The 22275-nt window shown below is 68.0% G+C and carries 25 protein-coding genes; 13 read left to right on the top strand and 12 right to left on the bottom strand.

Features of this window, described 5'->3' with window-relative positions:
- Positions 1–15: 15 nt before the first annotated feature.
- From KUD94_RS03485 to KUD94_RS03475, 3 genes are all read right to left on the bottom strand, one after another.
- Positions 16–483: an Rrf2 family transcriptional regulator gene (locus KUD94_RS03485; protein WP_218238494.1), complete on the bottom strand. Its 468-nt coding sequence runs from the start codon at positions 481–483 to the stop codon at positions 16–18.
- A gap of 71 nt (positions 484–554) precedes the next feature.
- On the bottom strand, positions 555–767 hold the full coding sequence (locus KUD94_RS03480) for a SlyX family protein (protein WP_218238493.1): 213 nt from the start codon (positions 765–767) through the stop codon (positions 555–557).
- A gap of 7 nt (positions 768–774) precedes the next feature.
- Positions 775–1971 carry a PLP-dependent aminotransferase family protein gene (locus KUD94_RS03475; protein ID WP_218239173.1) on the bottom strand — a complete coding sequence of 399 codons (1197 nt, stop codon included), beginning with the start codon at positions 1969–1971 and terminating at the stop codon, positions 775–777.
- An 89-nt stretch (positions 1972–2060) separates the two neighbouring features.
- Here KUD94_RS03475 and nth point away from each other — a divergent pair, with 89 nt between their 5' ends.
- Positions 2061–2726, top strand: a complete 666-nt coding sequence (gene nth / locus KUD94_RS03470) for an endonuclease III (RefSeq protein ID WP_218238492.1) — start codon at positions 2061–2063, stop codon at positions 2724–2726.
- Here the strand turns inward: nth and gshA are convergent.
- On the bottom strand, positions 2711–4246 hold the full coding sequence (gshA, locus tag KUD94_RS03465) for a glutamate--cysteine ligase (RefSeq protein ID WP_218238491.1): 1536 nt from the start codon (positions 4244–4246) through the stop codon (positions 2711–2713). The genes nth and gshA overlap by 16 nt on opposite strands.
- A 99-nt stretch (positions 4247–4345) precedes the next feature.
- Positions 4346–5254, bottom strand: coding sequence for an SDR family NAD(P)-dependent oxidoreductase (locus KUD94_RS03460; RefSeq protein WP_218238490.1), 909 nt, complete (start codon positions 5252–5254; stop codon positions 4346–4348).
- Positions 5255–5347: 93 nt separating this feature from the next.
- Here KUD94_RS03460 and KUD94_RS03455 point away from each other — a divergent pair, with 93 nt between their 5' ends.
- Entirely contained in the window at positions 5348–6226 is an 879-nt protein-coding gene (locus KUD94_RS03455) for an NUDIX hydrolase (RefSeq protein ID WP_218238489.1), read from the top strand.
- Here KUD94_RS03455 and KUD94_RS03450 read toward each other — a convergent pair whose 3' ends face one another.
- Complete coding sequence (locus KUD94_RS03450) at positions 6227–7153, bottom strand: aminotransferase class IV (RefSeq protein WP_218238488.1); 927 nt, start codon at positions 7151–7153, stop codon at positions 6227–6229.
- 185 nt (positions 7154–7338) lie between these two features.
- On the opposite strand from KUD94_RS03450, the gene KUD94_RS03445 reads away from it, so the two are divergent.
- The 9 genes from KUD94_RS03445 (at position 7339) to tolA (ending at position 13767) form a co-directional block, all read left to right on the top strand.
- On the top strand, positions 7339–7626 hold the full coding sequence (locus KUD94_RS03445) for a 2Fe-2S iron-sulfur cluster-binding protein (protein WP_218238487.1): 288 nt from the start codon (positions 7339–7341) through the stop codon (positions 7624–7626).
- A gap of 293 nt (positions 7627–7919) precedes the next feature.
- Positions 7920–9041, top strand: a complete 1122-nt coding sequence (gene ribBA / locus KUD94_RS03440) for a bifunctional 3,4-dihydroxy-2-butanone-4-phosphate synthase/GTP cyclohydrolase II (RefSeq protein ID WP_218238486.1) — start codon at positions 7920–7922, stop codon at positions 9039–9041.
- A gap of 2 nt (positions 9042–9043) precedes the next feature.
- A complete protein-coding gene (gene ribH / locus KUD94_RS03435; protein WP_218238485.1) occupies positions 9044–9508 on the top strand; it encodes a 6,7-dimethyl-8-ribityllumazine synthase in 465 nt (154 codons plus the stop codon).
- Positions 9505–9996, top strand: a complete 492-nt coding sequence (gene nusB / locus KUD94_RS03430; RefSeq protein WP_218238484.1) for a transcription antitermination factor NusB — start codon at positions 9505–9507, stop codon at positions 9994–9996. Before ribH ends, nusB begins: the two co-directional genes overlap by 4 nt.
- A gap of 23 nt (positions 9997–10019) precedes the next feature.
- Positions 10020–11204 (top strand): pyridoxal phosphate-dependent aminotransferase, encoded by a 1185-nt coding sequence (locus KUD94_RS03425; RefSeq protein ID WP_218238483.1) that lies wholly within the window; start codon positions 10020–10022, stop codon positions 11202–11204.
- Positions 11204–11620, top strand: a complete 417-nt coding sequence (ybgC, locus tag KUD94_RS03420; protein ID WP_218238482.1) for a tol-pal system-associated acyl-CoA thioesterase — start codon at positions 11204–11206, stop codon at positions 11618–11620. Before KUD94_RS03425 ends, ybgC begins: the two co-directional genes overlap by 1 nt.
- Positions 11617–12321: a protein TolQ gene (gene tolQ, locus KUD94_RS03415; protein WP_218238481.1), complete on the top strand. Its 705-nt coding sequence runs from the start codon at positions 11617–11619 to the stop codon at positions 12319–12321. Before ybgC ends, tolQ begins: the two co-directional genes overlap by 4 nt.
- A gap of 13 nt (positions 12322–12334) precedes the next feature.
- Positions 12335–12760, top strand: coding sequence for an ExbD/TolR family protein (locus tag KUD94_RS03410; RefSeq protein ID WP_218238480.1), 426 nt, complete (start codon positions 12335–12337; stop codon positions 12758–12760).
- A gap of 5 nt (positions 12761–12765) precedes the next feature.
- A complete protein-coding gene (gene tolA, locus KUD94_RS03405; RefSeq protein WP_218239172.1) occupies positions 12766–13767 on the top strand; it encodes a cell envelope integrity protein TolA in 1002 nt (333 codons plus the stop codon).
- Between the two features lie 126 nt (positions 13768–13893).
- On the opposite strand, the gene KUD94_RS03400 is transcribed toward tolA, so the two are convergent.
- The 6 genes from KUD94_RS03400 to KUD94_RS03375 all read right to left on the bottom strand — a co-directional run bounded on the left by KUD94_RS03400 (position 13894) and on the right by KUD94_RS03375 (position 20710).
- Entirely contained in the window at positions 13894–14379 is a 486-nt protein-coding gene (locus KUD94_RS03400) for an isoprenylcysteine carboxylmethyltransferase family protein (RefSeq protein WP_218238479.1), read from the bottom strand.
- A gap of 201 nt (positions 14380–14580) precedes the next feature.
- Positions 14581–17172 (bottom strand): bifunctional aconitate hydratase 2/2-methylisocitrate dehydratase, encoded by a 2592-nt coding sequence (acnB, locus tag KUD94_RS03395; RefSeq protein WP_218238478.1) that lies wholly within the window; start codon positions 17170–17172, stop codon positions 14581–14583.
- Between the two features lie 95 nt (positions 17173–17267).
- Positions 17268–17855, bottom strand: coding sequence for a hypothetical protein (locus KUD94_RS03390; protein ID WP_218238477.1), 588 nt, complete (start codon positions 17853–17855; stop codon positions 17268–17270).
- Positions 17856–17898: 43 nt separating this feature from the next.
- Positions 17899–18894 (bottom strand): CoA ester lyase, encoded by a 996-nt coding sequence (locus tag KUD94_RS03385; RefSeq protein WP_218238476.1) that lies wholly within the window; start codon positions 18892–18894, stop codon positions 17899–17901.
- Positions 18891–19700 (bottom strand): trans-aconitate 2-methyltransferase, encoded by an 810-nt coding sequence (gene tam, locus KUD94_RS03380; protein ID WP_218238475.1) that lies wholly within the window; start codon positions 19698–19700, stop codon positions 18891–18893. The genes KUD94_RS03385 and tam overlap by 4 nt, the downstream gene beginning before the upstream one ends.
- Positions 19701–19723: 23 nt before the next feature.
- Positions 19724–20710: a malate dehydrogenase gene (locus KUD94_RS03375; RefSeq protein WP_218238474.1), complete on the bottom strand. Its 987-nt coding sequence runs from the start codon at positions 20708–20710 to the stop codon at positions 19724–19726.
- A gap of 211 nt (positions 20711–20921) precedes the next feature.
- On the opposite strand from KUD94_RS03375, the gene KUD94_RS03370 reads away from it, so the two are divergent.
- Both KUD94_RS03370 and sdhC read left to right on the top strand, forming a co-directional pair.
- Positions 20922–21677, top strand: coding sequence for a GntR family transcriptional regulator (locus KUD94_RS03370; RefSeq protein ID WP_218238473.1), 756 nt, complete (start codon positions 20922–20924; stop codon positions 21675–21677).
- A 149-nt stretch (positions 21678–21826) separates the two neighbouring features.
- A complete protein-coding gene (gene sdhC, locus KUD94_RS03365) occupies positions 21827–22258 on the top strand; it encodes a succinate dehydrogenase, cytochrome b556 subunit (RefSeq protein ID WP_218238472.1) in 432 nt (143 codons plus the stop codon).
- The last annotated feature ends 17 nt before the right edge of the window (positions 22259–22275 follow it).

Genomic DNA, 22275 nt, shown 5'->3' with positions numbered 1-22275 from the left:
GCCCCCGGGCAAGCGTCACGACAACATGGGCAGGCCTGGAATCGGCGTGCGGCGCGCGCGCGTCACGCTGCTGGCGCGCACCGGCGCGAGGTCGGCAAGCGTCACCTCGTCGAGCACCGCGAGGTAGCTGCGCGTGGCGCGCTCGAGCACGCCCCGCAGATTGCAGTTGTTGCTGATGCGGCAGCTGCTGTGGTCGCGGCTGAAGCATTCGACCATGTCGAAGCCGGTTTCGGTGGCGCGCACGACGAAGCCGACCGAGATGTCTGCCGGAGCGCGCATCAAGCGCATGCCGCCGCCGCGCCCGCGCGTGGTGTCCAGTACGCCCAGGGCGGCGAGCTGGCGCACGATCTTGGTCAGGTGGCTGCGCGAGATGTCGTGCGCCTGGGCGATCTCGCTGATGGTGACCGGCTTTTCACGGTCTTCGAAGGCCGCGCAATACATCAGCACGCGCAGCGCATAGTCGGTCCACTGGGTCAGATGCATGCACTCGTCCACACATAAAGTGTCATTTGAGATGCATTTTATCGACTGCGCCCGCTCGCCCGGGCATGGCCTCAATAGTGCGGCGGAATCTCGTCGCGCGGGTCGCGCTCGGCAGCCGGGGCGGCGCCGTCGCGCAGTTGCTGGCGCAGGTGCGCGAGCTGGCGGCGCAGCTGCTCGATCTCCTGCGCCTGGCGAAAGACGCTCAGGTTCAGCTGCTCGAGCAGGTCTTCGGCCCAGACGGCCTTGAGCTCCAGCGCCTGCAGCCGTTCTTGCTGCGTGGACATCGTGCGCTCAGGCGGCCAGCGCCCGGCCCAGGCGCGCCACGCCCTCGCGTATCCGGGCTTCGTCGGCCGTCGCGAACGACAGCCGCAGCGTTGCCGGGTCCGGGTCGGCGCAGTAAAAAGGCGCGCCGGGCACGAAGGCAACGCCCTCTTCGATGGCCTTGCGGGCAAAGGCGCTGCCGTCGGACAGCTTGCCGCCGGCGCCGCTCAGGCGCGCCCAGATGAACAGGCCGCCGTGCGGCTGCACGAAATCCACGGCCTCGCCCAGTTCGGCGCGCAAGGCCTCGCCCATGGTGCGCGCGCGCTGCGCATAGACCGTGCGCACGCGCTCCAGCGTCGCCGGCATGCGCCCGGCCTTGAGGTATTGCGCGGCCGTTGCCTGCGCAAAGGTGCTGGTGTGGGCATCGCTGAACTGCTTGCACATCGTGGCCTTGGCCAGCAGCGCCGGCGGCGCAATCATCCAGCCCACGCGCAGGCCGGGCGAGAGCACCTTGCTCAGGGAGCCGCAATGCACCAGCAGCTCGCGGCTGCCCGGCACCTGGGCCGACAGCGCCAGCAGGCTGGCGGGCGGCGGGGCGTCGAAGTACAGCGCGCCGTAGGGGTCGTCCTCGACGATCAGCGTCTGGTGCTTGACCGCAAGCTCCAGGATGCGCTTGCGCCGCTGCAGGCTCAGCGTCGCGCCGCTGGGGTTGCCGAAGGTCGGAATCAGATAGACCAGGCGCGGGCGGTGCTCGGCAATCAACTGCTCCAGGCGATCGACCTGCACGCCGTCGGCGTCGATCGGCGCGCTGACGAGTTCGGCGCCGTAGAGGCGAAAGCACTGGATGGTCGCGAGAAAGGTCGGTCCTTCGACGATGACCTTGGCGCCTGGATCGATCAGCGTCTTGCCCACCAGGTCCAACGCCTGCTGGCTGCCGGTGGTGACGATCAGGTCTTGCGGCCCTATGCCTTGCGCGCCCCGCTGTGCCATGTAGTCGGCCAGTTGCTCGCGCAGCGCCGGATAGCCTTCGGTGGCGCCGTACTGCAGCGCGCTGCCCGGCTCCTCGGCCAGCGCGCGCTCAGACGCTTCGCGTATGCCTTCGACGTCGAACATCGCGCTGTCCGGAAAGCCGCCGGCAAAGCTGATGATGCCGGGCTTGCCCAGCAGCTTGAAGAGTTCGCGGATGGCGGAGGTTTCCACCTGGTCGAGGCGGCGGGCGAAGGGGATCGGCATCGATGTCTCTCGTGATCGTTGGAGGGGAAAACGGCGATTGTCGCCAATCGCGCGGCGCGCCGCGCACGGCGACAATCGCGGCCATGAACCAGGCATCGATACAGGCATTCTTTGCCACGCTCAAGGCGGCCAACCCGCAGCCCGTGACCGAGCTGGAATACACCAGCGTGTTTGAGCTGCTGGCCGCCGTGCTGCTGTCGGCGCAGGCCACCGACGTGGGCGTGAACAAGGCCACGCGGCGGCTCTTTGCGGTTGCCAACACGCCGGCGGCCATCGTGGCGCTGGGCCTGCCGCGGCTCGAAGACTACCTGCGCACCATAGGTCTGTACCGCAGCAAGGCGAAAAACCTGATGCGCACCTGCGAGCTGCTGCTCCAGCACCACGACGGCCAGGTGCCGCGCACGCGCGAGGCGCTGCAGGCCTTGCCCGGCGTGGGGCGCAAGACGGCCAACGTGGTGCTCAACGTGGCCTTCGGCCAAGCCACGATGGCGGTGGACACGCACGTCTTTCGTGTCGGCAACCGCACCGGTCTTGCACCGGGAAAAACGCCGCTGGCGGTCGAGCTCAAGCTGCTGCGCCGTGTGCCGCCCGAGTACCTGCCCGATGCGCACCACTGGCTGATCCTGCACGGCCGTTATGTCTGCCAGGCCCGCCTGCCGCGCTGCTGGGAATGCAGCGTTGCGCCCTGGTGCGACTACCGGCCCAAAACCCCCGCGCCATCGATGCGACGCACTCAAACCACGAGCTGATCCTCGGCCATGTAGCGCACCAGCCAGTCTTCAAAGCTCAGCGTGTCCGCCTCTTCCATTGCGCGCTGGCGCACGAAGGAGTCGCTCGCCAACTGGCAGTAATGCTGCTCCTGCGCCCGGGTCCAGGGGCTGGAGAGCAGCATCTGGCGCGCGGTCAGCGAGCGCGTGGTGGCAAAGGCGATGTAGTCGTTGTCGTGCAGGCCGGAGATTTCGGCCAGCACGCGCGCCGAGGGCGTGGCTTCAGGGCGCTGCAGCAGCGCGCGCGCCTCGCTGAGCGCCTGGCCGTATTCCGCGCCAGCGTGCAGCGCGTCCATGCGCTCGGCGATGGGCAGGCACTCGTCGAGCACCTGCGCGGCCCAGTCCACCAGCGCGATCTGCTCCTGGCCGCGGCTCAGGCGCAGGCCGGGCTCGCGCCCGCGTTCGGCGCTCAGGTGCTGGTTGTGCTTGAGGGCGCTGATCTCCTCGGGGGTGTCGGGCGGGCTGTCCGAGAGCAGGCAGTGCAGCAGGAACATGTCGAGCACGCGCATGGCCTGCGTGCTGATGCCGGTGGGCACCAACGGGTTGATGTCCATCAGGCGCACCTCGACGTATTCCACGCCGCGCTCGCGCAGCGCGTGCAGCGGACGCTCGCCGCTGCGCACCGTGCGCTTGGCGCGTATCGTGCCGTAGAACTCGTTCTCGATCTGCAGCAGACTGGTGCCCAGCTGGTTGTAGTCGCCCCCGAGGCTGCGCACGCCTATGGCCTCGTAGGCCGGATAAGGCCGGGTGAGCGCGTCGTAGAGCGACGCGGCAAAGCCCTGCAAGCCGTTGTAGCTCACCGCAAGACTTGCCTGGGCATCGCTCTGATAGCCCAGGCGCCCCATGCGCAGCGAAGTCGCGTGCGGCAGGCCCATGCCGCGCTTGCCGTCGCCCAGCGGCTGCAGGCCGTGCGCGCGCCCCTGCACGAAGCAGGGCGCGAGCGCGGGCGAGGCGCCAAACAGGTACAAGAGCACGAAGGAGTGGCGACGGAAGTTGCGGATCAGGCCAAAGTATTCGTCCGTGCCCACGCCCGGCAGCGACCAGTTGTAGTGGATGCCCGCAATGGTCTGCATGCGCCGCCCGTAGCGGTGGCCCAGGCCCATGCGGTAGATGCTCTTGGCGCGACCGATGTTGGACGAGCCGTAGCGCCCCAGCGGGATGGTCTCGTCGGGCGGCAGGCGGCACGGCATGCTGGCGTTCCAGAGGATCTCGGGCTCGCTCTGGCGCGCCAGCACCTGCTCTACCGCTTGGTGCAGCTCGGCCAGTTCGGCGGCGCAGTCCTGCACGCTGGCATGCGGGCGGGTGATGAGCTCCAGCAGCGATTCGCTGTAGTCCGTGGTGATGCTCGGGTGGGTGAGCGCCGCACCCAGCGCGCTCGGGTGCGGCGTGAGCGCCAGCTGGCCGCTGGGCAGCACGCGCAGGCCTTCCTTTTCTATGCCTCGGCGCATGCCGCGCAGGCGCTCGGCGTCCAGCGCCGCTATGCGCGCTTGCAATGTGCTCATGGTGTGGTGCATGCCATTTTCAGGAAGGTGCGAAACTTAGCACGGCAGGCCCGGGCACGAGGCCGCAGGGAGCGATCACCTGCGTGCATGCGCGGGTCTTCAGTGCATGGGGCTGCCGGCCTTGGCCAATTCGTGCATCGCCTGGGCCTGGCCGCTGTCGGGCACCTGCTGCCCTTCGGGCGCCAGCACCGCCTGCAGCCGCTGGGCGAGCGCCTCGGGCACCTGGGCGCCCGTGCCCAGATGTATACCCTGGGTCAGGGTGATGTGCGCTGCCTCGAAGCTGCCGGCGCCGGCACACAAGATGGTACGCGTGGGCGCGCTTTCGTGCACCAGCACCAGCATCGCCGGCACGACCGCCGCGGGCGCCAGCTGCTCGAGCGCACCTTCGGGCATCAGGCCTTCGGTCATGCGCGTGGCGGCAGTCGGTGCCAGCGCGTTCACATGGATGCCGTACTTGGCGCCTTCGATGCCCAGGGTCTGCATCATGCCGACCTGCGCGAGCTTGGCCGCGCCGTAGTTGGCCTGGCCAAAGTTGCCGTACAGCCCGGTGGACGAAGTGGTCATGAGAATGCGCCCGTACTGCTGCGCCTGCATCAGCGGCCAGACCGCCTTGCAGCAGTAGGCCACGCCCATGAGGTGCACGTCCACGACCAGGCGAAAGTCTTGCATCGACATCTTGGCAAACGACTTGTCGCGCAGGATGCCGGCGTTGTTCACCAATATGTCCACCCTGCCCCAGGCATCAACGGCTTGCTGCACCATGGCCTGCACCGCCGCAAAGTCGGTGACCGAGGCGCCGTTGACCATGGCCTCGCCCCCCGCCGCGCGGATCTCGTCGACCACCTGCTGCGCCGCCGACACCGAATGGCCGCTGCCGTCGACCGCCGCGCCCAGGTCGTTGACCAGCACCTTCGCGCCGCGCGCTGCCAGCGCCAGCGCATGCTCGCGCCCCAGGCCGCCGCCCGCGCCCGTTACGATGGCCACCCGCCCCGTGAAATCCAGACCCATGATGCACGCTCCCTTCATCCAGTTGTACGCATTGCGATCGGCGCAATGTAAGCCAGCGCCGGCGCGTCGGCCGTCGCCCGCAGGACGGGCATCATGACGACGCCCGACAAGCTGGCGATACCGCGCCCGGCCGCCACCATCGTGCTGCTGCGCGACAGCGCCGAGGGCCTGCAAACCCTGCTGCTGCAGCGCAATGCGGCGCTGGCCAACATGGCGGGCATGTTCGTCTTCCCGGGCGGCAAGCTCGAATACAGCGACTCTGACGCGCACAGCTTCGGCCTGCTCGACGAAACCCTGCCAGCGCTGCAGGCCCGCCTGGGCGAAGCCGATACCGACGCCGCCATGGCCGCGGGCCTGCACGTGGCGGCGCTGCGCGAAGCGCTGGAGGAATGCGGTCTGCTGCTGGCCGAGCCAGGCGGCAGCGGCGCGCGGCTTGACAACCTGCGCGCGCGCCGTCTGCTGGCCGAGGGCCTGGGCTTTGCCCAGGTTCTGGCGCAACTGCAATTGCGCATGGCCACGCGCGCGCTGGTGCCGTGGTCGCGCTGGATCACCCCGGCCACGCCGCTGCTGCGCACCCGCCGCTTTGATGCGCGCTTCTTTCTCGCCCAGGCACCGGCCGGGCAGGAGGCCTTGCACGACGCCCGGGAAACCACGGCCAGCCTCTGGTGCACGCCGCACAGCGCGCTGCAGTACTACCGCGACGGGCAGATCGAACTGGCGCCGCCGCAGATCATGAGCCTGGCCCATCTGTGCCGCTACGCCAGCGCGGACCAGGCGCTGGCCGCCGCGCGCGAGCGCCTGGCGCCGGCGATCGCACCGGAGATCTACCAGGAGGGCGACACCCAGGTGCTGTGCTATCCGGGCGACACGCACCATTCCGTCAAGGAGCGCGCCCTGCCCGGCCCCACGCGGCTGTACCGTCAGGGCCGCCTGTTCCTGCCGGCCGAGGGCTTTGACGCCTTGCTCGCCTGATCAGCGCGTGCCGGCGTAGTCCACCGCGCGGCTGTAGCGCGGATCCTTGTGCCAGGCCCAGTAGGTGTCGGTGATGCTCCGGGTCAGCGGCCCCGGCGCGCCGCTGCCCACGGGCCGGCCGTCGAGCTGCGTCACCGGCAGCACGCCGCCGGCCGAACTGGTGATGAACACCTCGCGCGCCGCGCGCAACTCCTGCACCGGCAAGGCGCGCTGCTGCAGCGCGATACCCAGGGCGGCCGCGATGTCGATCACCGTCTGGCGCGTGATGCCTTCGAGCACGCCCTGCGCCGGCGTGGCGATCTGGCCGCTTGCATCGACCGCGAAGATGTTGAAGCCCGGCCCCTCCACCACGTGGCCGGCGCCGTCGCCCAGCACCGTGGTGTCAAAGCCCGCGTCCAGCGCCTGCAGCAGGCCGCGCGTGAGGTCGTGCCAGTGGTAGTTCTTGGCCCGCGCGTCCACGCTGGCCGAAGGTATGCGCGGCACGCTGCTCACCTGCATGCGCAGGCCCCTCTCGCGCTGCTCGGCGTTGGCGATCCAGACATAGGGCACGGCAAACGCATAAAACTGGTTGAGCGCCTGGCGCGGGTCGCGCGAACCCCAGGGCGGCTGGCCGCGCGTGACGATCATCTCCACATAGGCATTGCGCAGGCCGGACAGGCGCACACACTCCATGAGGATCTGCGCGATCTCCTCGTCGCTGCGCCCGGGCTGCAGGCGAAAGGTGTCGCAACTGGCGCGAAAGCGCCGCAGATGGGCGTCGAGCCGGAAAAAGGCGCCGTCCCAGACGGTCACCACGTCGTAGGCGGCGTCGGAGCGCAAAAAACCCCAGTCGGTCAGCGGCAGCGTGGCCTGGGCGATCGGCAGGTAGCGGCCCTGCACCCAGGCGGCGCCGGCGGAGAAATCGGCGGCGCGGTCGGCATCGTTCATGTGAAACTCCTTTGGACAGCGACCACGATCCTACTGTGCCCATGTGCGCCCGCCCCGAAGCGGCCGCCAGGACGTGAAAGAATCCGGCGCACCGTGCTACGCCCCAAACACTCTTGTTGTGATAGCTGTTGGCGATTGTCCAGCAAGGGCTGGAGCCGTATTTCATTCAAATTCCGATTTTTGCCATGGATCTCCCCAAGTCTTACACCGCGCACATCGAAGGCGAAGCCCGGGACATTCCCGCACCGCGCTCGCTGACCCTGCTCGACGCGCTGGAGCTGGCCGGCGTGGACTGGCCCTCGTCCTGCCGCGACGGCAGTTGCGGCACCTGCATGGGCCGGCTCACCCGCGGGCGGGTGCGCTACGAGCACGAGTTCATCGTTCTGTCCGACCAGGACGTGGCCGACGGCTACGTGCTGCCCTGCGTCGCCTATCCCGAGAGCGACGTCGGGCTGGAGGGCTCCTCCTTCTGACGCAAGTGGCGGCGGGCGTTGAAACGCTCTTTGCGGGGCGGCAGAGCCGGTACCGGAGTACAGAGCACGGCGCGCGCGACCACCGCCGTGCCAGAGATGGACAAGGCCGCGGCGCGCGGCATGCGGGAATGCGGCGCGCACCACGATCTTGCACCGCCTTGTCCTAAAATCGCCGGCTTGCGGGGAACCATCCCCGGCGTCCTCCGTCCAGAGGCACAGCGCATGTTCTTTGGGGCTTTCCTCGGCCGGGAGCGGCGCTGGCGCTGGTCGCGGCCCTTGCGAAAGCCCTTTGCATGCACACCCCTCTCACCCCCGTACCCATCTCTCCGGTCCAGGACATCGTGGCCGAGCTTGCGGCCGGCCGCATGGTCATCCTGGTCGATGAGGAAGACCGCGAGAACGAAGGCGACCTGGTGCTGGCGGCCGATCACGTCAGCGCCGAGGCGATCAACTTCATGGCCCGCTTCGGGCGCGGCCTGATCTGCCTGACGCTGCGCCGCGAAGCCTGCGAGCGCCTGCAGCTGCCGCCCATGGTGGCGCACAACGGCGCCAAGCTCGGCACCGCCTTCACCGTCTCGATCGAGGCGGCCGAAGGCGTGTCCACCGGCATCTCTGCCGCCGACCGCGCCCACACCGTGGCCACCGCCGTGGCCCCGGGCGCCAAGGCCAGCGACCTGGTGCAGCCCGGCCACATCTTTCCGCTGCAGGCGGTCGATGGCGGCGTGCTGATGCGCGCCGGCCACACCGAAGCCGGCTGCGACCTGGCGGCCATGGCCGGCTGCAGCCCCGCCGCGGTGATCTGCGAGGTGATGAAGGACGACGGCACCATGGCGCGCCTGCCCGACCTGCAGCTGTTTGCCGCCGAACACGGTCTGAAGGTGGGCACGATTGCCGACCTGATCGGCCACCGCAGCCTCACCGAATCGCTGGTGCGCCAGCTCAGCCAGCGCAGCCTGCAGACCCCCTGGGGCGAATTCACCGCCCACCTGTTTCGCGACGCGCCCAGCCACAACGTGCACCTGGCACTGGTCAAGGGCCAGTGGCAGCCTCAGGACTGCGTGCCGGTGCGCGTGCACGAGCCGCTGTCCACGCTGGACCTGCTCGAGGTCGGCGCGAGCATGCACTCCTGGAGCCTGCACGAGAGCCTGCGCTACATCGAGGCCCAGGGCCGCGGCGTGGCGGTGCTGCTCAATTGCGACGAAGGCGCTGAGCGCCTGCTGGCGCGCTTCGAGGGCACGGCGCGCGCTACGCACGCACCCGAGCGCGGGCGCATGGATTTGCGCACCTACGGCATAGGCGCGCAGATTCTGCGCGAGCTGGGCGTGGCGCGCATGCAGCTCATGGGCCAGGCCAGGCGCCTGCCCAGCATGGTCGGCTATGGTCTGGAGATCACCGGCTACATCCCCAAGGACTGAACATGCACAACGCAGACAAGGGCAGCGCGGCGCAGCTCGACGGCAAGGACTTGCACGTCGGCATCGTGCAGGCGCGCTTCAACGCCAACATCACCAACGCCATGGCCAGCGCCTGCCTGCAGGCGCTGCAAGACCTGGGTGTGCGCCCGGAAGACATCACCCACGTGCAGGTGCCGGGTGCGCTGGAAATTCCCGTGGCCCTGCAAGCCATGGCCGAACAGGGCGAGCACGACGCGCTGATCGCCATCGGCTGCGTGATCCGCGGCGAGACCTACCATTTCGAGCTGGTCTCCAACGATTCGAGCGCCGGCGTGGGCCGCGTCGCGCTCGACTACCAGTTGCCGATCGCCAATGCCATCCTGACTACCGAAAACCTCGAACAGGCGATCACGCGCCAGAGCGAAAAGGGACGCGACGCGGCTTACGTGGCCGTGGAGATGGCCAATCTGCTGGAGGCGCTTTCGTGAGTGCAACGCCCCGCTCCGCCTATACCGCGCGCCGAAGTAGCCAGCTCTCGGGCCGCTCGCGCGCGCGCGAATTCGCGCTGCAAGGCCTGTACCAGCATCTGGTAGGCGGCAACCCGCCCGGCGACATCGACTTGTACACGCGCGACCTCTCGGGCTTTCACAAGGCCGACAGCGCCCACTACGACGCGCTGCTGCACGGCTGCATCGCCAGCGCGGCCGAGCTCGACGCCTGCCTGGAGCCCCATCTGGACCGCAGCTGGGCCGAGATCTCGCCGATCGAGCACGCCGTGCTCTGGATGGGCGCCTACGAGTTCAAGCACTGCCCCGACATCCCCTGGCGCGTGGTGCTCAACGAGTGCATCGAGCTGTCCAAGTCCTTCGGCGGCACCGACGGCTACAAATACGTCAACGGCGTGCTCAACCATCTCGCGCCCGAGCTGCGCAGCGCCGAAGTCGCTGCCGACCCGGGCGGCAAACCGCGCAATTGAATCCCCAAAGAAGGCCGAGCCCCATGCAATTTGCCGCCCGCACCGAGCGGATTGACCCGTTTTACGTGATGGAGATGGCCAAGACCGCCCAGACCATGGCGCGCGCGGCCGCCCAGGGGCGCGAGCCCATGATCTTCCTGAACGTGGGCGAGCCCGATTTCACCGCGGCGCCCGCGGTCGCAGAGGCGGCCGCGCGCGCCATCCGGGACGGCCGCACGCAGTACACCAACTCGCTCGGCCTGGACAGCCTGCGCGAAGCGCTCAGCGGCTGGTATGCGCAGCGCTTTGGCGTCCAGGTGCCGGCGCGGCGCATCGTGGTCACCGCGGGCGCCTCCGCCGCATTGCACCTGGCGTGCCTGGCGCTGATCAACGCGGGCGACGAAATCCTCATGTCCGACCCCGGCTACCCCTGCAACCGGCACTTCGTGAGCGCGGCCGAGGGCGTGCCGGTGCTGATCCCGACCAACGCCCAAGAGCGCTACCAGCTCAGCAGCGCCAAGGTGCAGGCGGCCTGGGGCGCGAAGACGCGCGGCGTTTTGCTCGCCTCGCCCTCCAACCCCACGGGCACCTCGATCGCGCCCGGCGAGCTGCGCGCCATCCACGACGTGGTGCGCGCGCGCGGCGGCATCACGCTGATCGACGAGATCTACCTCGGCCTGTCGCACGACGAGGCCTTTGGCCAGAGCGCGCTGGCGCTGGGCGAGGACATCATCAGCATCAACAGCTTCAGCAAGTACTTCAACATGACCGGCTGGCGCCTGGGCTGGATGGTGGTGCCGGACACGATGGTGGCGGTGGTCGAGCGCCTGGCGCAAAACCTCTTCATCTGCGCGTCCAGCATCGCCCAGCATGCGGCGCTCGCCTGCTTCGAGCCCGAGAGCATCGCGCTGTACGAGCAGCGCCGCGCCGAATTCAAGGCCAGGCGCGACTACTTCATCCCGGCGCTGAACCAGCTCGGCCTGAAGGTTCCGGTGATGCCCGACGGCGCCTTCTACGCCTGGGCCGACTGCAGCAGCGCCGCGCAAAAGCTCGGTGTCCAGGGCAGCTGGGACTTCGCCCTGGAGCTGATGCGCCGCACACATCTGGCGGCCACGCCGGGGCGTGATTTCGGCCATGCCGAGACCGCGCACTTCATCCGCTTTTCCACCGCCAACAGCATGGCGCAACTGCACGAAGCGGTGGCGCGCCTGCGCCGGGAGCTGGCCTGATGACCTTCAGCTGGCCCGTGCGGGTGTACTGGGAGGACACCGATGCCGGCGGCATCGTGTTCTACGCCAACTATCTGAAATTCTTCGAGCGTGCGCGCACCGAATGGCTGCGCGCGCTCGGTCACGGCCAGCAGCAACTCAAGACCACGCTGGGCGCGATGTTCGTGGTCACCGATGCGCGGCTGCGCTACCTGCGCCCCGCGCGCCTGGACAATGAACTCCTGATCACCGCCGCACTGGCTGAACACAGCCGCGCCAGCATCACGGTGCAACAGCAGGCGCTGCTCGCGCCAGGCAGCGCCGGCGCGCCGCCCACGGTGCTGGTCGAAGCCAGCATACGCATAGGCTGGGTCGACGCGCAGACGCTGCGCCCGCAACGCATTCCCCCGACACTACTCCAACAACTTCATCCATGAATTCGCCACAGGATTTGAACATTCTGGCCCTGGTGCTCAACGCCAGCTGGGTGGTGCAGCTCGTCATGCTGCTGCTGCTCGTTGTCTCGGTCGCGAGCTGGGCCGCGATCTTTCGCAAGATTTACGGACTCAAGAAAATCAACGCGCTCAATGACGACTTCGAGCGCGACTTCTGGTCGGGCGCGCGGCTGAACGACTTGTACGCGGCGGCGGTGAAGAACGCCGCCGGCTGCGGCCCCATGGAGCGCATCTTCGCCAGCGGCATGCGCGAATTCCACAAGCTGCGCGAGCGCCACATCCAGGACGCGGGCACGCTGCTGGACGGCGCGCGCCGCGCCATGCGCGCCAGCCTGCAGCGCGAGATGGACGTGATCGAATCCAACCTGTCCTTTCTCGGCTCGGTCGCCTCGGTCAGCCCCTATGTGGGGCTGTTTGGCACCGTCTGGGGCATCATGCATGCCTTCACCGGTTTTGCCGGCATGGAGCAGGTGACGCTCGCGACGGTGGCCCCCGGCATTGCCGAGGCGCTGGTGGCCACGGCGCTGGGCCTGTTCGCCGCCATCCCGGCGGTGATCGCCTACAACCGCTTTGCGCGCGACATCGACCGCGTGGCCATCCAGCAGGAGACCTTCATCGAGGAGTTCTCCAACATCTTGCAGCGCAACCTCGGCGGCCAGCCGCCGGCGGCTGCGCCGCACTGAGGAGGACGCCAGCATGCCCGTCATGGCCAGTCGCGGCCACGGCCGCCGCCGCTCGATGAACGAGATCAACATGGTGCCCTTCATCGACGTGATGCTGGTGCTGCTCATCATCTTCATGGTGACCGCGCCCATGCTCACGCCCGGCGCGATCAACGTGCCCTCGGTGGGCAAGGGCAGCACGCCGCCCAAGCAGCGCGCCGACGTGATCGTGCAAAAGGACGGCAGCCTGCTGTTCAAGGCCGACGGCAACGAGCGCAGCGTGGCGCTGCAAAACCTGGGCACGGTGGCCAGCAACTGGCTCAAGGACCAAGCCGAGGACACCCCGGTGCTGATCAGTGCCGACAAGAGCGTTGCCTACGACGAAGTGGTGCAGGCCATGGCCGCGCTGCAGCGCGCCGGCGTCAAGCGCGTGGCCCTGGCGGTCAAGACCGGCAAGTGACGACGGTGACAGGCCCGAGCGAGCACGACCTCTTCGCCCCTACGGTGCCGGGCGGACGCAAGCGCGCGATTGCGTTGGCGGTGCTCGCGCACATCGCGCTGATCGCGGCGCTGACCTGGGGCGTGAACTGGAAGAGCAGCGCCGATCAGCCCGCGGTGGAGGCCGAGCTCTGGTCCGCCGTGCCCCAGCAGGCTGCGCCCCGACCGACTGCACCGCCGCCAGCGCCGCCCCCCGCGCCCGAACCCAAGCCTGAGCCCGCGCCCGAACCCGCTCCGGCCCCAGCTCCGCCGCCGCCCAAGGTGCAAGAAGCGCCGCAGCCGAGCGAGGCCGACATCGCGCTGGAACGCGAAAAGAAACGCCAGGAAGAAGAAAAGCAGCGCCAGGCCCGGCTGGAGCAGGAAAAGCGCGCCCAGGAAGAAAAGGCCCATCAGGAAGCCCAGGAGCGCCAGCGCCAGGAAAAGCTGGCCGCGCAGAAGGCCAAGGCGGAAAAAGAGAAGGCGGAAAAGGAAAAGGCCGAGAAGGAAAAGCTGGCCCGCGAAAAAGCCGAAAGAGAGAAGGCCGAGAAAGAAAAAGCCGAGAAGGAAAAGCAGCGCAAGCTGGCGGAAGAAAAACGCAAGGCCGAAGCCGAGGCCAAGCGCGCCGAGGCGCTGCGCCAGGAGCAGCTCAAGCGCATCGCGGGCCTGGCAGGCGCCAGCGGCAGCCCGGCGGCCACCGGCAGCGCCTTGCAGAGCAGCGGGCCCTCGGGCTCCTACGCCGGCAAGGTCGCCGCCAAGGTCAGGCCCAATATCGTCTACCCCGACTCCATTTCCGGCAACCCGCGCGCCGAAGTCGAAGTGCGTGCCGCACCCGACGGCACCATCGTCGGCACGCGCATCACCAAGTCGAGTGGCAACCCCGCCTGGGACGACGCGGTGCTGCGCGCGCTCTCCAAGACCGAGACCCTGCCACGCGACGTGGACGGGCGCGTGCCGTCGGCGCTGATCATCGGCTTTCGTCCCAAGGACTGAACTTCGGCCGGTGCGGGGCGCGGGCGGCGATGGACACTGCGCCGCAGCTCCCGGTCAGGCAGGATCAAGTCCTGATTCAATAGCTGCCAGCGCTTGTCCAGCAAGGGCTGGGGCCATAAAAGACCATCAGAACCAGCGCCGCACCCGGGTGCAATAGGCGCGGTAGCCATCGCCGAACTTGTCCGCCATCACGCGCTCTTCGGGGATGATCTGCCAGCGCGTGATGTAGGCCACGAAGAACAGCGGCCCGAGCAGCGAAGCGGGGTTGGCGAGCCAGGCGCACCAGGCAAGCAAGGCCAGGGCCAGTGCCAGATACATGGGGTTGCGCGTGAAGCGGTACGGCCCGGCGACGACGAGCTGGCTGGCCCGCGCGGGCGCATGAGGATTCACGCTGGTGCGCGCGCGCCGGAACCCCGCCACCGCGCCCAGCCCGAAGAACCCTGCAAGAGCCAGCAAAACCAGCACCAGCGGCCAGGGCGAGCGCGCCAGGCGCGTCCACATCGGCGTGAGCTGCACCACGCCCCAGGACAGACCGCCCGCCAGCGCCGCCACCAGCACAGGCGGCAGCTTGCAGTCCAGCCAGCTGGCCGGCGAAGTGCGCGGCGCAGTCATGCGCACGCCCTCCAGGCGCGGTCGGCGCCAGGCCGCGCGCATCGGCGTGATGGCCGGGTCGGCTTGATTTGGTAGTGCGCCATGGGCTGTCCTTTTCTGCTGTCTGCGCCCCCATTCGCGGGGCTGTCGCCAGGGATTGTGCCCAATGAAAAAACCCCGCCGGGGTTTGCGCCCTGGCGGGGTTGGCGTCGCGCGCAGCGCTCAGCTCTGCACGGTTTCGGCCACCTTGTTGTATTCCTCGATCTCGTTGAAGTTCATGTAGCGGTAGATGTTGGCCTTGTCGGCGTCCACCACCTTGATCGCCTCCAGGTATTCCTCGGGCGTGGGCAGCTTGCCCATGCGCGAGGCGATTGCGGTCAGCTCGGCCGAGCCCAGGAAGACGTTGGTGTCGCGCCCCAGGCGGTTGGGGAAGTTGCGCGTCGAGGTCGATATCACCGTAGCGCCCTTGCGCACCTGTGCCTGGTTGCCCATGCACAGGCTGCAGCCCGGCATCTCGGTGCGCGCGCCGGCGGTGCCAAAGGCCGCGTAATGGCCCTCGCCGACCAGTTCCTTCTCGTCCATCTTGGTCGGCGGCGCGACCCAGAGCTTGGACGGAATGTCACGCTCGCCGCCCAAGAGCCTGGCCGCCGCGCGGAAGTGCCCGATGTTGGTCATGCACGAGCCGATGAAGGCCTCGTCGATCTTGGTGCCGGCCACCTCGGAGAGGAATTTGGCGTCGTCCGGATCGTTCGGGCAGCAGACGATGGGCTCCTTGATCTGGTTCAGGTCGATGTCGATCACCGCTGCGTATTCGGCGTCCTTGTCGGCTTCGAGCAGTTGCGGATTGGCGAGCCAGGCCTGCACCTTCTCGATGCGCCGGTGCAGCGCCTTGGCGTCCTGGTAGCCGTCGGCGATCATGTTCTTCATCAAGACCACGTTGGACTTGAGGTACTCGATGATCGGCTCCTTGTCCAGCTTGATGGTGCAACCGGCCGCGCTGCGCTCGGCCGAGGCGTCAGACAGCTCGAAGGCCTGCTCGCACTTGAGGTGGGGCAGCCCTTCGATCTCCAGAATGCGCCCCGAGAAGATGTTCTTCTTGCCCGCCTTGGCAACGGTGAGCAGGCCCTGCTTGATGGCGAACAGCGGAATCGCGTGCACCAGGTCGCGCAGGGTCACGCCGGGCTGCATCTCACCGGAGAAGCGCACCAGCACCGACTCGGGCATGTCCAGCGGCATCACACCCGTGGCGGCGGCAAAGGCCACCAGCCCAGAGCCCGCCGGGAAGCTGATGCCGATCGGAAAGCGCGTGTGCGAATCACCGCCCGTGCCCACGGTATCGGGCAGCAGCAGGCGGTTGAGCCAGGAGTGGATGATGCCGTCGCCCGGGCGCAGCGAGACACCGCCGCGCGTGCTGATGAACTCGGGCAGCTCGTGGTGCGTCTTGACGTCCACCGGCTTGGGGTAGGCGGCGGTGTGGCAGAAGCTCTGCATCACCATGTCGGCGGAAAAGCCCAGGCAAGCCAGGTCCTTGAGTTCGTCGCGCGTCATCGGGCCGGTGGTGTCCTGGCTGCCGACGGTGGTCATCTTGGGCTCGCAATAGGTGCCGGGGCGCACGCCCTGACCTTCGGGCAGGCCGCAGGCGCGACCGACCATCTTCTGCGCCAGCGTGAAGCCGGCCGTCGACGGCGCCGGCTCCTGGGGCAGGCGAAACGCGGTGGACGGCGCCAGGCCCAGAAAGTCGCGCGCGCGGGCGGTGAGCGAGCGGCCGATGATCAGGTTGATGCGCCCGCCGGCCTGCACCTCGTCGAGCAGCACTTCGTTCTTGAGCGCGAAGTCGGCGATCTTTGCGCCCGCCTTCTCGATCCGGCCCGCGTAGGGGTAGATGTCGATCACGTCGCCCATCTCCATCTTCGAGACATCGACCTCGATCGGCAGCGCGCCCGAGTCTTCCTGGGTGTTGAAGAAGATGGGGGCGATCTTGCCGCCCAGGCACACGCCGCCAAAGCGCTTGTTGGGCACGTAGGGAATGTCCTCGCCCGTGGCCCAGATGACCGAATTGGTGGCCGATTTGCGACTCGACCCCGTGCCCACCACGTCGCCCACGTAGGCGACGACGTGGCCCTTCTTCTTCAGCTCCTCGATGAACTGGATGGGGCCGCGCACGCCGTCCTGCTCGGGCTGGAAGGCGGCGTCGGGGCGCGCGTTCTTGAGCATGGCCAGGTAGTGCAGCGGGATGTCCGGGCGCGTGGTGGCGTCGGGCGCTGGGGAAAGATCATCGGTGTTGGTCTCGCCCGGTACCTTGAAGACGGTGACGGTGAGCTTGTCGGCCACCTTGGGGCGGCTGGTGAACCATTCGGCCTCGGCCCAGCTCTGGATCACCTCGGCAGCCAAGGCATTGCCCTCCTTGGCCTTGGCCGCTACGTCGTTGAAGTAGTCGAACATCAGGAGCGTGTGCTTCAGGCCCTGGGCGGCAATCTTGCCGACCGCAGGGTCGTCCAGCAGTTGGACCAGGGGCTGCACGTTGTAGCCGCCCACCATGGTGCCCAGCAGCTCGGTGGCGCGCTCGCGCGAGATCAGCCCGACCTCGATCTCGCCGAGCGCAATCGCCGCGAGAAAGGATGCCTTGACCCGGCTTGCGTCGTCCACGCCGGGCGGCACGCGGTGCACCAGCAGGTCCAGCAGAAATCCGGCCTCGCCCGCCGGCGGGTTCTTGATGAGCTCGATGAGTTCGGCCACCTGCTGGGCGGACAGCGCCAGCGGCGGTATGCCGAGCGCCGCGCGCTGGGCGGCGTGTTCACGGTAGGCTTGCAACATTTCCTTCTTCTCCAAAGTGCATCGTCAAAACATAAAAACCGGCATGGCTGCGCCGCGCCCGGCGCAGCGCCGCGGCAAAACCCTGGCTTGCAAACTCAGCGACTGCCGATAGGCGCGGAATCGAACAGGCTTTGCGCCGGCGCCGTTTTCATCGCCTGCGTGACCTGGGCCTGCTGCTCGCTCATGCATTCGTCGGCCATGCGCTGGCCGAGCTTCTGGTTCATGAGCATGGATTTGTTGGCGATCTGTATCCACACCGCGCCGGCCTTCTGGTCCTCCAGGCGCACCGCCGAAGTGGCTGCCACCACCGGGCGCATGTGGTACTTGAAACCGCGGCCCGAGACAAAGAAGGCGCCGGGCGAGGCCGGATCGGCGTCGATCTGCACGGTCGCGCCAAGCTCACAGACGATGCGCCCGGTATAGACCCGCTCGCCCAGTGCGCGCTCTTGGTCGGTGAGCACGATCACCTCGGGCACCGTTTCGGCCACGGGCGCGACCTGGGTTTTTTTGGGTGCGGCCTTGGCCGTCTTTTTGGCAGGCTTGGCCTTGTGCGCCGCAGCCGGCGCCTTGGCGGCCGGCTTGGCCGCGGCCTTGGTCGATGTGGCTGTGGGCGCGGGGGCATCGGCGGCCCAGCACAGTGCGGGCGCCAGCACCAGCAGGGAAGCCAGGATCAGGGGTTTCATGCGATCACCTGTAAGGACGAAGACGGTACAAGCATGCTGTATATCAGGAAAACCAGTGCGCCACCGTGGGCGGCAAGGCCATGCCGGTGGCATGGGCACGTTCAAGCAACTGCCAGAAGTAGCGGTAACTCGCGCGGTCGTGCAGGGTGCCGGCGTCGCTGATCGGCGCCCACTCGGCAGCCTGGGCCGCGAGCAGGATGCGCGCGGCATCTGCAACTTCGGCGTCGGCCGGCGCCATCGCCGCGAGAATGGGACGGATCTGCGCCGGGTGGATGCTCCACATGCGCGTATAGCCCAGCTCCTGGCTGGCGCGCCGGGCCGCGGCCTGCATGGCGGCCGTGTCCTTGAACTCGGTCACGACGCAGTGCGACGGCACCTTGCCATGGGCGTGGCAGGCGCTGGCGATTTCGAGCTTGGCGCGCAGCACCAGCGGGTGGCTGAACTGGCCCGCCGAACCCATGGCAGAGGCCGGTATCGCACCGCCATGCGCCGAGACGAAATCCATCAGCCCGAAAGACAGGCTCTGCACCCGCGGGTGCGCGGCGATGTCGAATGCGCGCTGCACCGCCGCTGGCGACTCTATCAAAACATGTAGCTGCAAACGCCCGCCTGCATTGCGTTGCAGGGCTTTTTCGGCCACAAGAATATCGTCCACGCTTTCCACCTTGGGCAGCATGACGTGGCACAGGCGGTCGGCCGCCTCGCCCAGAATGGTGTCCATGTCCTGCGCAAACGCGGGGTGATCGACCGGGTGCACGCGCACCGCCACGCGCGCGCCCGCTTCGCTCTCGCGCGCGAGCGCCGCTACCAGGCGCGCATGCTCGGCCTCGCCGCCCACGGGCGCGCCATCCTCGCAATCCAGGGTGACGTCGAACACGCAGGTGCCGAATTCGCGCGTCATCTCGGCCTGCAGTTGCAGGCTCTTGCGCATGCGCGCTTCGACGCCGCTGTAGTGGTCGCACACCGGCAAGACCGCGGCGCCGCCCTGCGGGCCGAGCAGAACCCGGGCGGGATGGGTGGCGGCGGGCTGCCGGGTCATGGTCTGCGCCTGGCAAGAATGAACAAACGCGGAAATGCCAGCAGACGGCAGCCGTCGACGCGCGCGGGGTAGGCGTCGGCAATGCGCGCCCGGTAGGCGTCGACAAAGTCGCCCTGCAGCGCCGCCGGCAAGGCCTCGACATAAGGCTTGAGCCCCGTGGCCAGAAACCAGTGCACGATGGCGTCGGGCGACTCCATCGCATGCAGGTAGGTGCTGCGCCAGATGTCCACCTCCACCGCCTGCGCAGACGGCGCGGCCAGCAGGTCGTAGTAGGCATCGGGCGCGAGCAGCGGTGTGCGCAGCGCCCCCGCAGCCGCCAGGTGCGGCGCAAAACGGGGCTGCTGTGCGAGTTCTTGCATCAACCGGTGCGCCGGTTCATGCAGGTTGTCGGGCATCTGCACGGCCAGCACGCCGCCCGGGGCGAGACGGGCGAACAGCCGGGGCAGCAGGCCTTCGTGCTCCGGCACCCATTGCAGCGTCGCGTTGGCAAAGATCAGCTCGGGCGCGGGCTCGCTGCCTGCGCCCTGCTCCATCGCCTCCAGCCAGGCGCGCAGGTCCTGGTGCCGAAAGACGGCCTGCGGCACCAGGGCGCGGGCGCGCTCGATCATGGCGGCAGAGCTGTCGAGCCCGAGCACGCGCGCACCGGCGTAGCGCTGCGCCAGCAAGGCGGTGGAAGTGCCCGGGCCGCAGCCCAGGTCGACCACCTCGCGCACCGAAACCAGGGGCACGCGCGCCAGCAGCTCGGCCGCGGGGCGCGTGCGCTGCGGCGCAAAGTGCAGGTAGAGCGCCGGGTTCCAGTCGGGCATGGCGCGCGCGTGCGGCAAGCGGCTCAGAGCAGGTGCTTGACCGCGTCGGCTTCGCCCTGCAGCTCGGCCAGGGTCTTGTCGATGCGCTCCTGCGAGAAGGCGTCGATCTCCAGCCCCTGCACCACGCTGTACTTGCCGCCTTCGGTGGTGACCGGGAAGCCGAACATCACGTCCTTGGGAATGCCGTAGTCGCCGTTGGACGGGATGCCCATCGTGACCCACTTCCCATTTGTGCCCAGGGCCCAGTCGTGCATGTGGTCGATGGCGGCATTGGCGGCCGAAGCGGCCGAGGACAGGCCGCGCGCCTCGATGATGGCCGCGCCGCGCTTGCCCACCGTGGGCAGGAAGACATTGGCGTTCCAGTCCTGGTCGTTGATCGCGTCCTTGACCGACTTGCCGTTGACCTGGGCGAAGCGGTAGTCGGCGTACATGGTGGGCGAGTGGTTGCCCCAGACAGCCAGCTTCTCGATGTCGCCCACGGCCACGCCCATCTTGTGCGCGATCTGGCTCGCGGCGCGGTTGTGGTCCAGGCGCAGCATGGCGGTGAAGTTCTCGCGCGGCAGGTCGGGTGCGCTCTTCATGGCGATGTAGGCATTGGTGTTGGCCGGATTACCCACGACCAGCACCTTCACGTTGCGCGAAGCGACTTGGTTCAGCGCCTTGCCCTGGGCGGTGAAGATCTGCGCATTCGCGGCCAGCAGGTCGGCGCGCTCCATGCCGGGGCCGCGCGGGCGCGCACCCACCAGCAAGGCGTAGTCGGTGTCCTTGAAGGCCTGCATCGGGTCAGAGTGGGCCTCGATGCCCGCGAGCAGCGGGAAGGCGCAGTCTTCAAGCTCCATGATCACGCCCTTGAGCGCGTTCTGGGCCTTCTCTGCCGGGATTTCCAGCAACTGCAAAATGACCGGCTGGTCCTTGCCGAGCATTTCGCCCGAGGCGATGCGAAACAGCAGGGCGTAGCCGATCTGGCCCGCAGCACCGGTGACGGCCACGCGGACGGGTTTCTTGCTCATGGTGATACTCCAGTGGAAACGGTAAGACGCAGTAAAACCGTGGCTGTGGCGTCCCGATCTGCTGGCGCGCTGCAAACCCCGGCGAAACCGCAAGATTTTACTGCCTCCATCGCTCCCGCGTCAATTTGTCTTATGTCTTATATAAGATATAATTGGCGCCGCCCGCAGGGGGCCCGGCACCTGTGCCGCGCCGGCCCCGCCGGAGCCTTTCATGACCAACGCTTCCTCCTCCACACTGGACACGCCCGCCTTCAGCCCGCTGTATCTGCAGATCAAGGGCTTGATACTGCAGGGGCTGCAATCGGGCGAATGGAAGCCGGGCGAAGTCATCCCCAGCGAGATGGATCTGGCAGCGCGCTTTCGCGTAAGCCAGGGCACGGTGCGCAAGGCGATCGACGAGCTCGCGGCCGACAACCTGCTGATGCGCCGCCAGGGCAAGGGCACCTTCGTCTCCACCCACGCCGAGCAGCAGGTGCAGTACCGCTTCCTGCGCCTGCGCCCCGACCAGGGCGACGAGCACAGCGAAGGCCCGGCCCGGCGCCTGATCCTCGAATGCAAGCGCATGCGCGCCAGCGCCGAAATGGCCCGGCTGCTGGCGCTGCGCACGGGCGACGCGCTGATGCACGCCAGGCGCGTGCTGCTGTTTGCGCAGACCCCCGCCATCCTTGAAGACATCTGGCTGCCGGCCCAGGCCTTCAAGGGCTTGAACGCCGAGCGCCTGGCGAGCTACCCGGGCCCGACCTATGCGATGTTCGAGGAAGACTTTGGCGTGCGCATGGTGCGCGCCGACGAAAAGCTGCGCGCCGTGCACCCGAGCGCCGAGCAGGCTGCCCTGCTAGAGGTAGACGTGAACACGCCGGTGCTCAGCGTGGAGCGCGTCGCCTATACCTACAACGACCTTGCGATGGAGCTGCGCCGCGGTCTGTACCGCACGGACACGCACCACTACCGCAACACCCTGGCCTGAGGCCTGCGCCATGCCGTACGCGCCCGAGGGCCACGCCTGCGCCCAATTTCACGGTCATGCGTCCGGTCATGGCTGTGGTGTCCTAGAATTTCCGGTTGCCGACGCTGCGCGCCACGACTGAACGCATCCCCATTTTCCGAAAGCACACCATGCCAGAGACCGCCAAGAAACGCCCGGAGTTCCGCAATCTCAACGTCTTTTCAGACCTGCCCACCTACCGCTGGCCGCTGGCGGCGCTGGTTTCGGGCATGCACCGCATCAGCGGTCTGCTGATCTTCCTGCTGCTGCCCTTCATCATCTGGATGTTCGACACCTCGGTGTCTTCCGAGATTTCCTTCAACCGCTTCACCTCCGTGTTCAGCGAAGGGGCAGGTTTCGTGCCCGGCTGGTTCATCAAGCTCGTCGTGCTGGCGCTGATCTGGGCCTATCTGCAGCACTTCATTGCGGGCGTGCGCCACATCTATTTCGACATCACCCACATGACGACCAAGAGCCGCGGACGGCGCACTGCCGCTGCCACGCTGATCCTGGCCTTTGGTCTGACCGCCATCCTCGGCGCCAAGCTGTTTGGCCTGTACTGATGGCGCCCCGGCGCATT

The sequence above is a fragment of the Comamonas sp. NLF-1-9 genome, assembly GCF_019195435.1.
In the GTDB taxonomy this organism is placed as follows: Bacteria; Pseudomonadota; Gammaproteobacteria; order Burkholderiales; family Burkholderiaceae_C; genus Comamonas_C.
The sequence above is the reverse complement of the archived record's forward strand: the minus strand, read 5'-3'. Positions and strand labels throughout refer to the sequence as shown.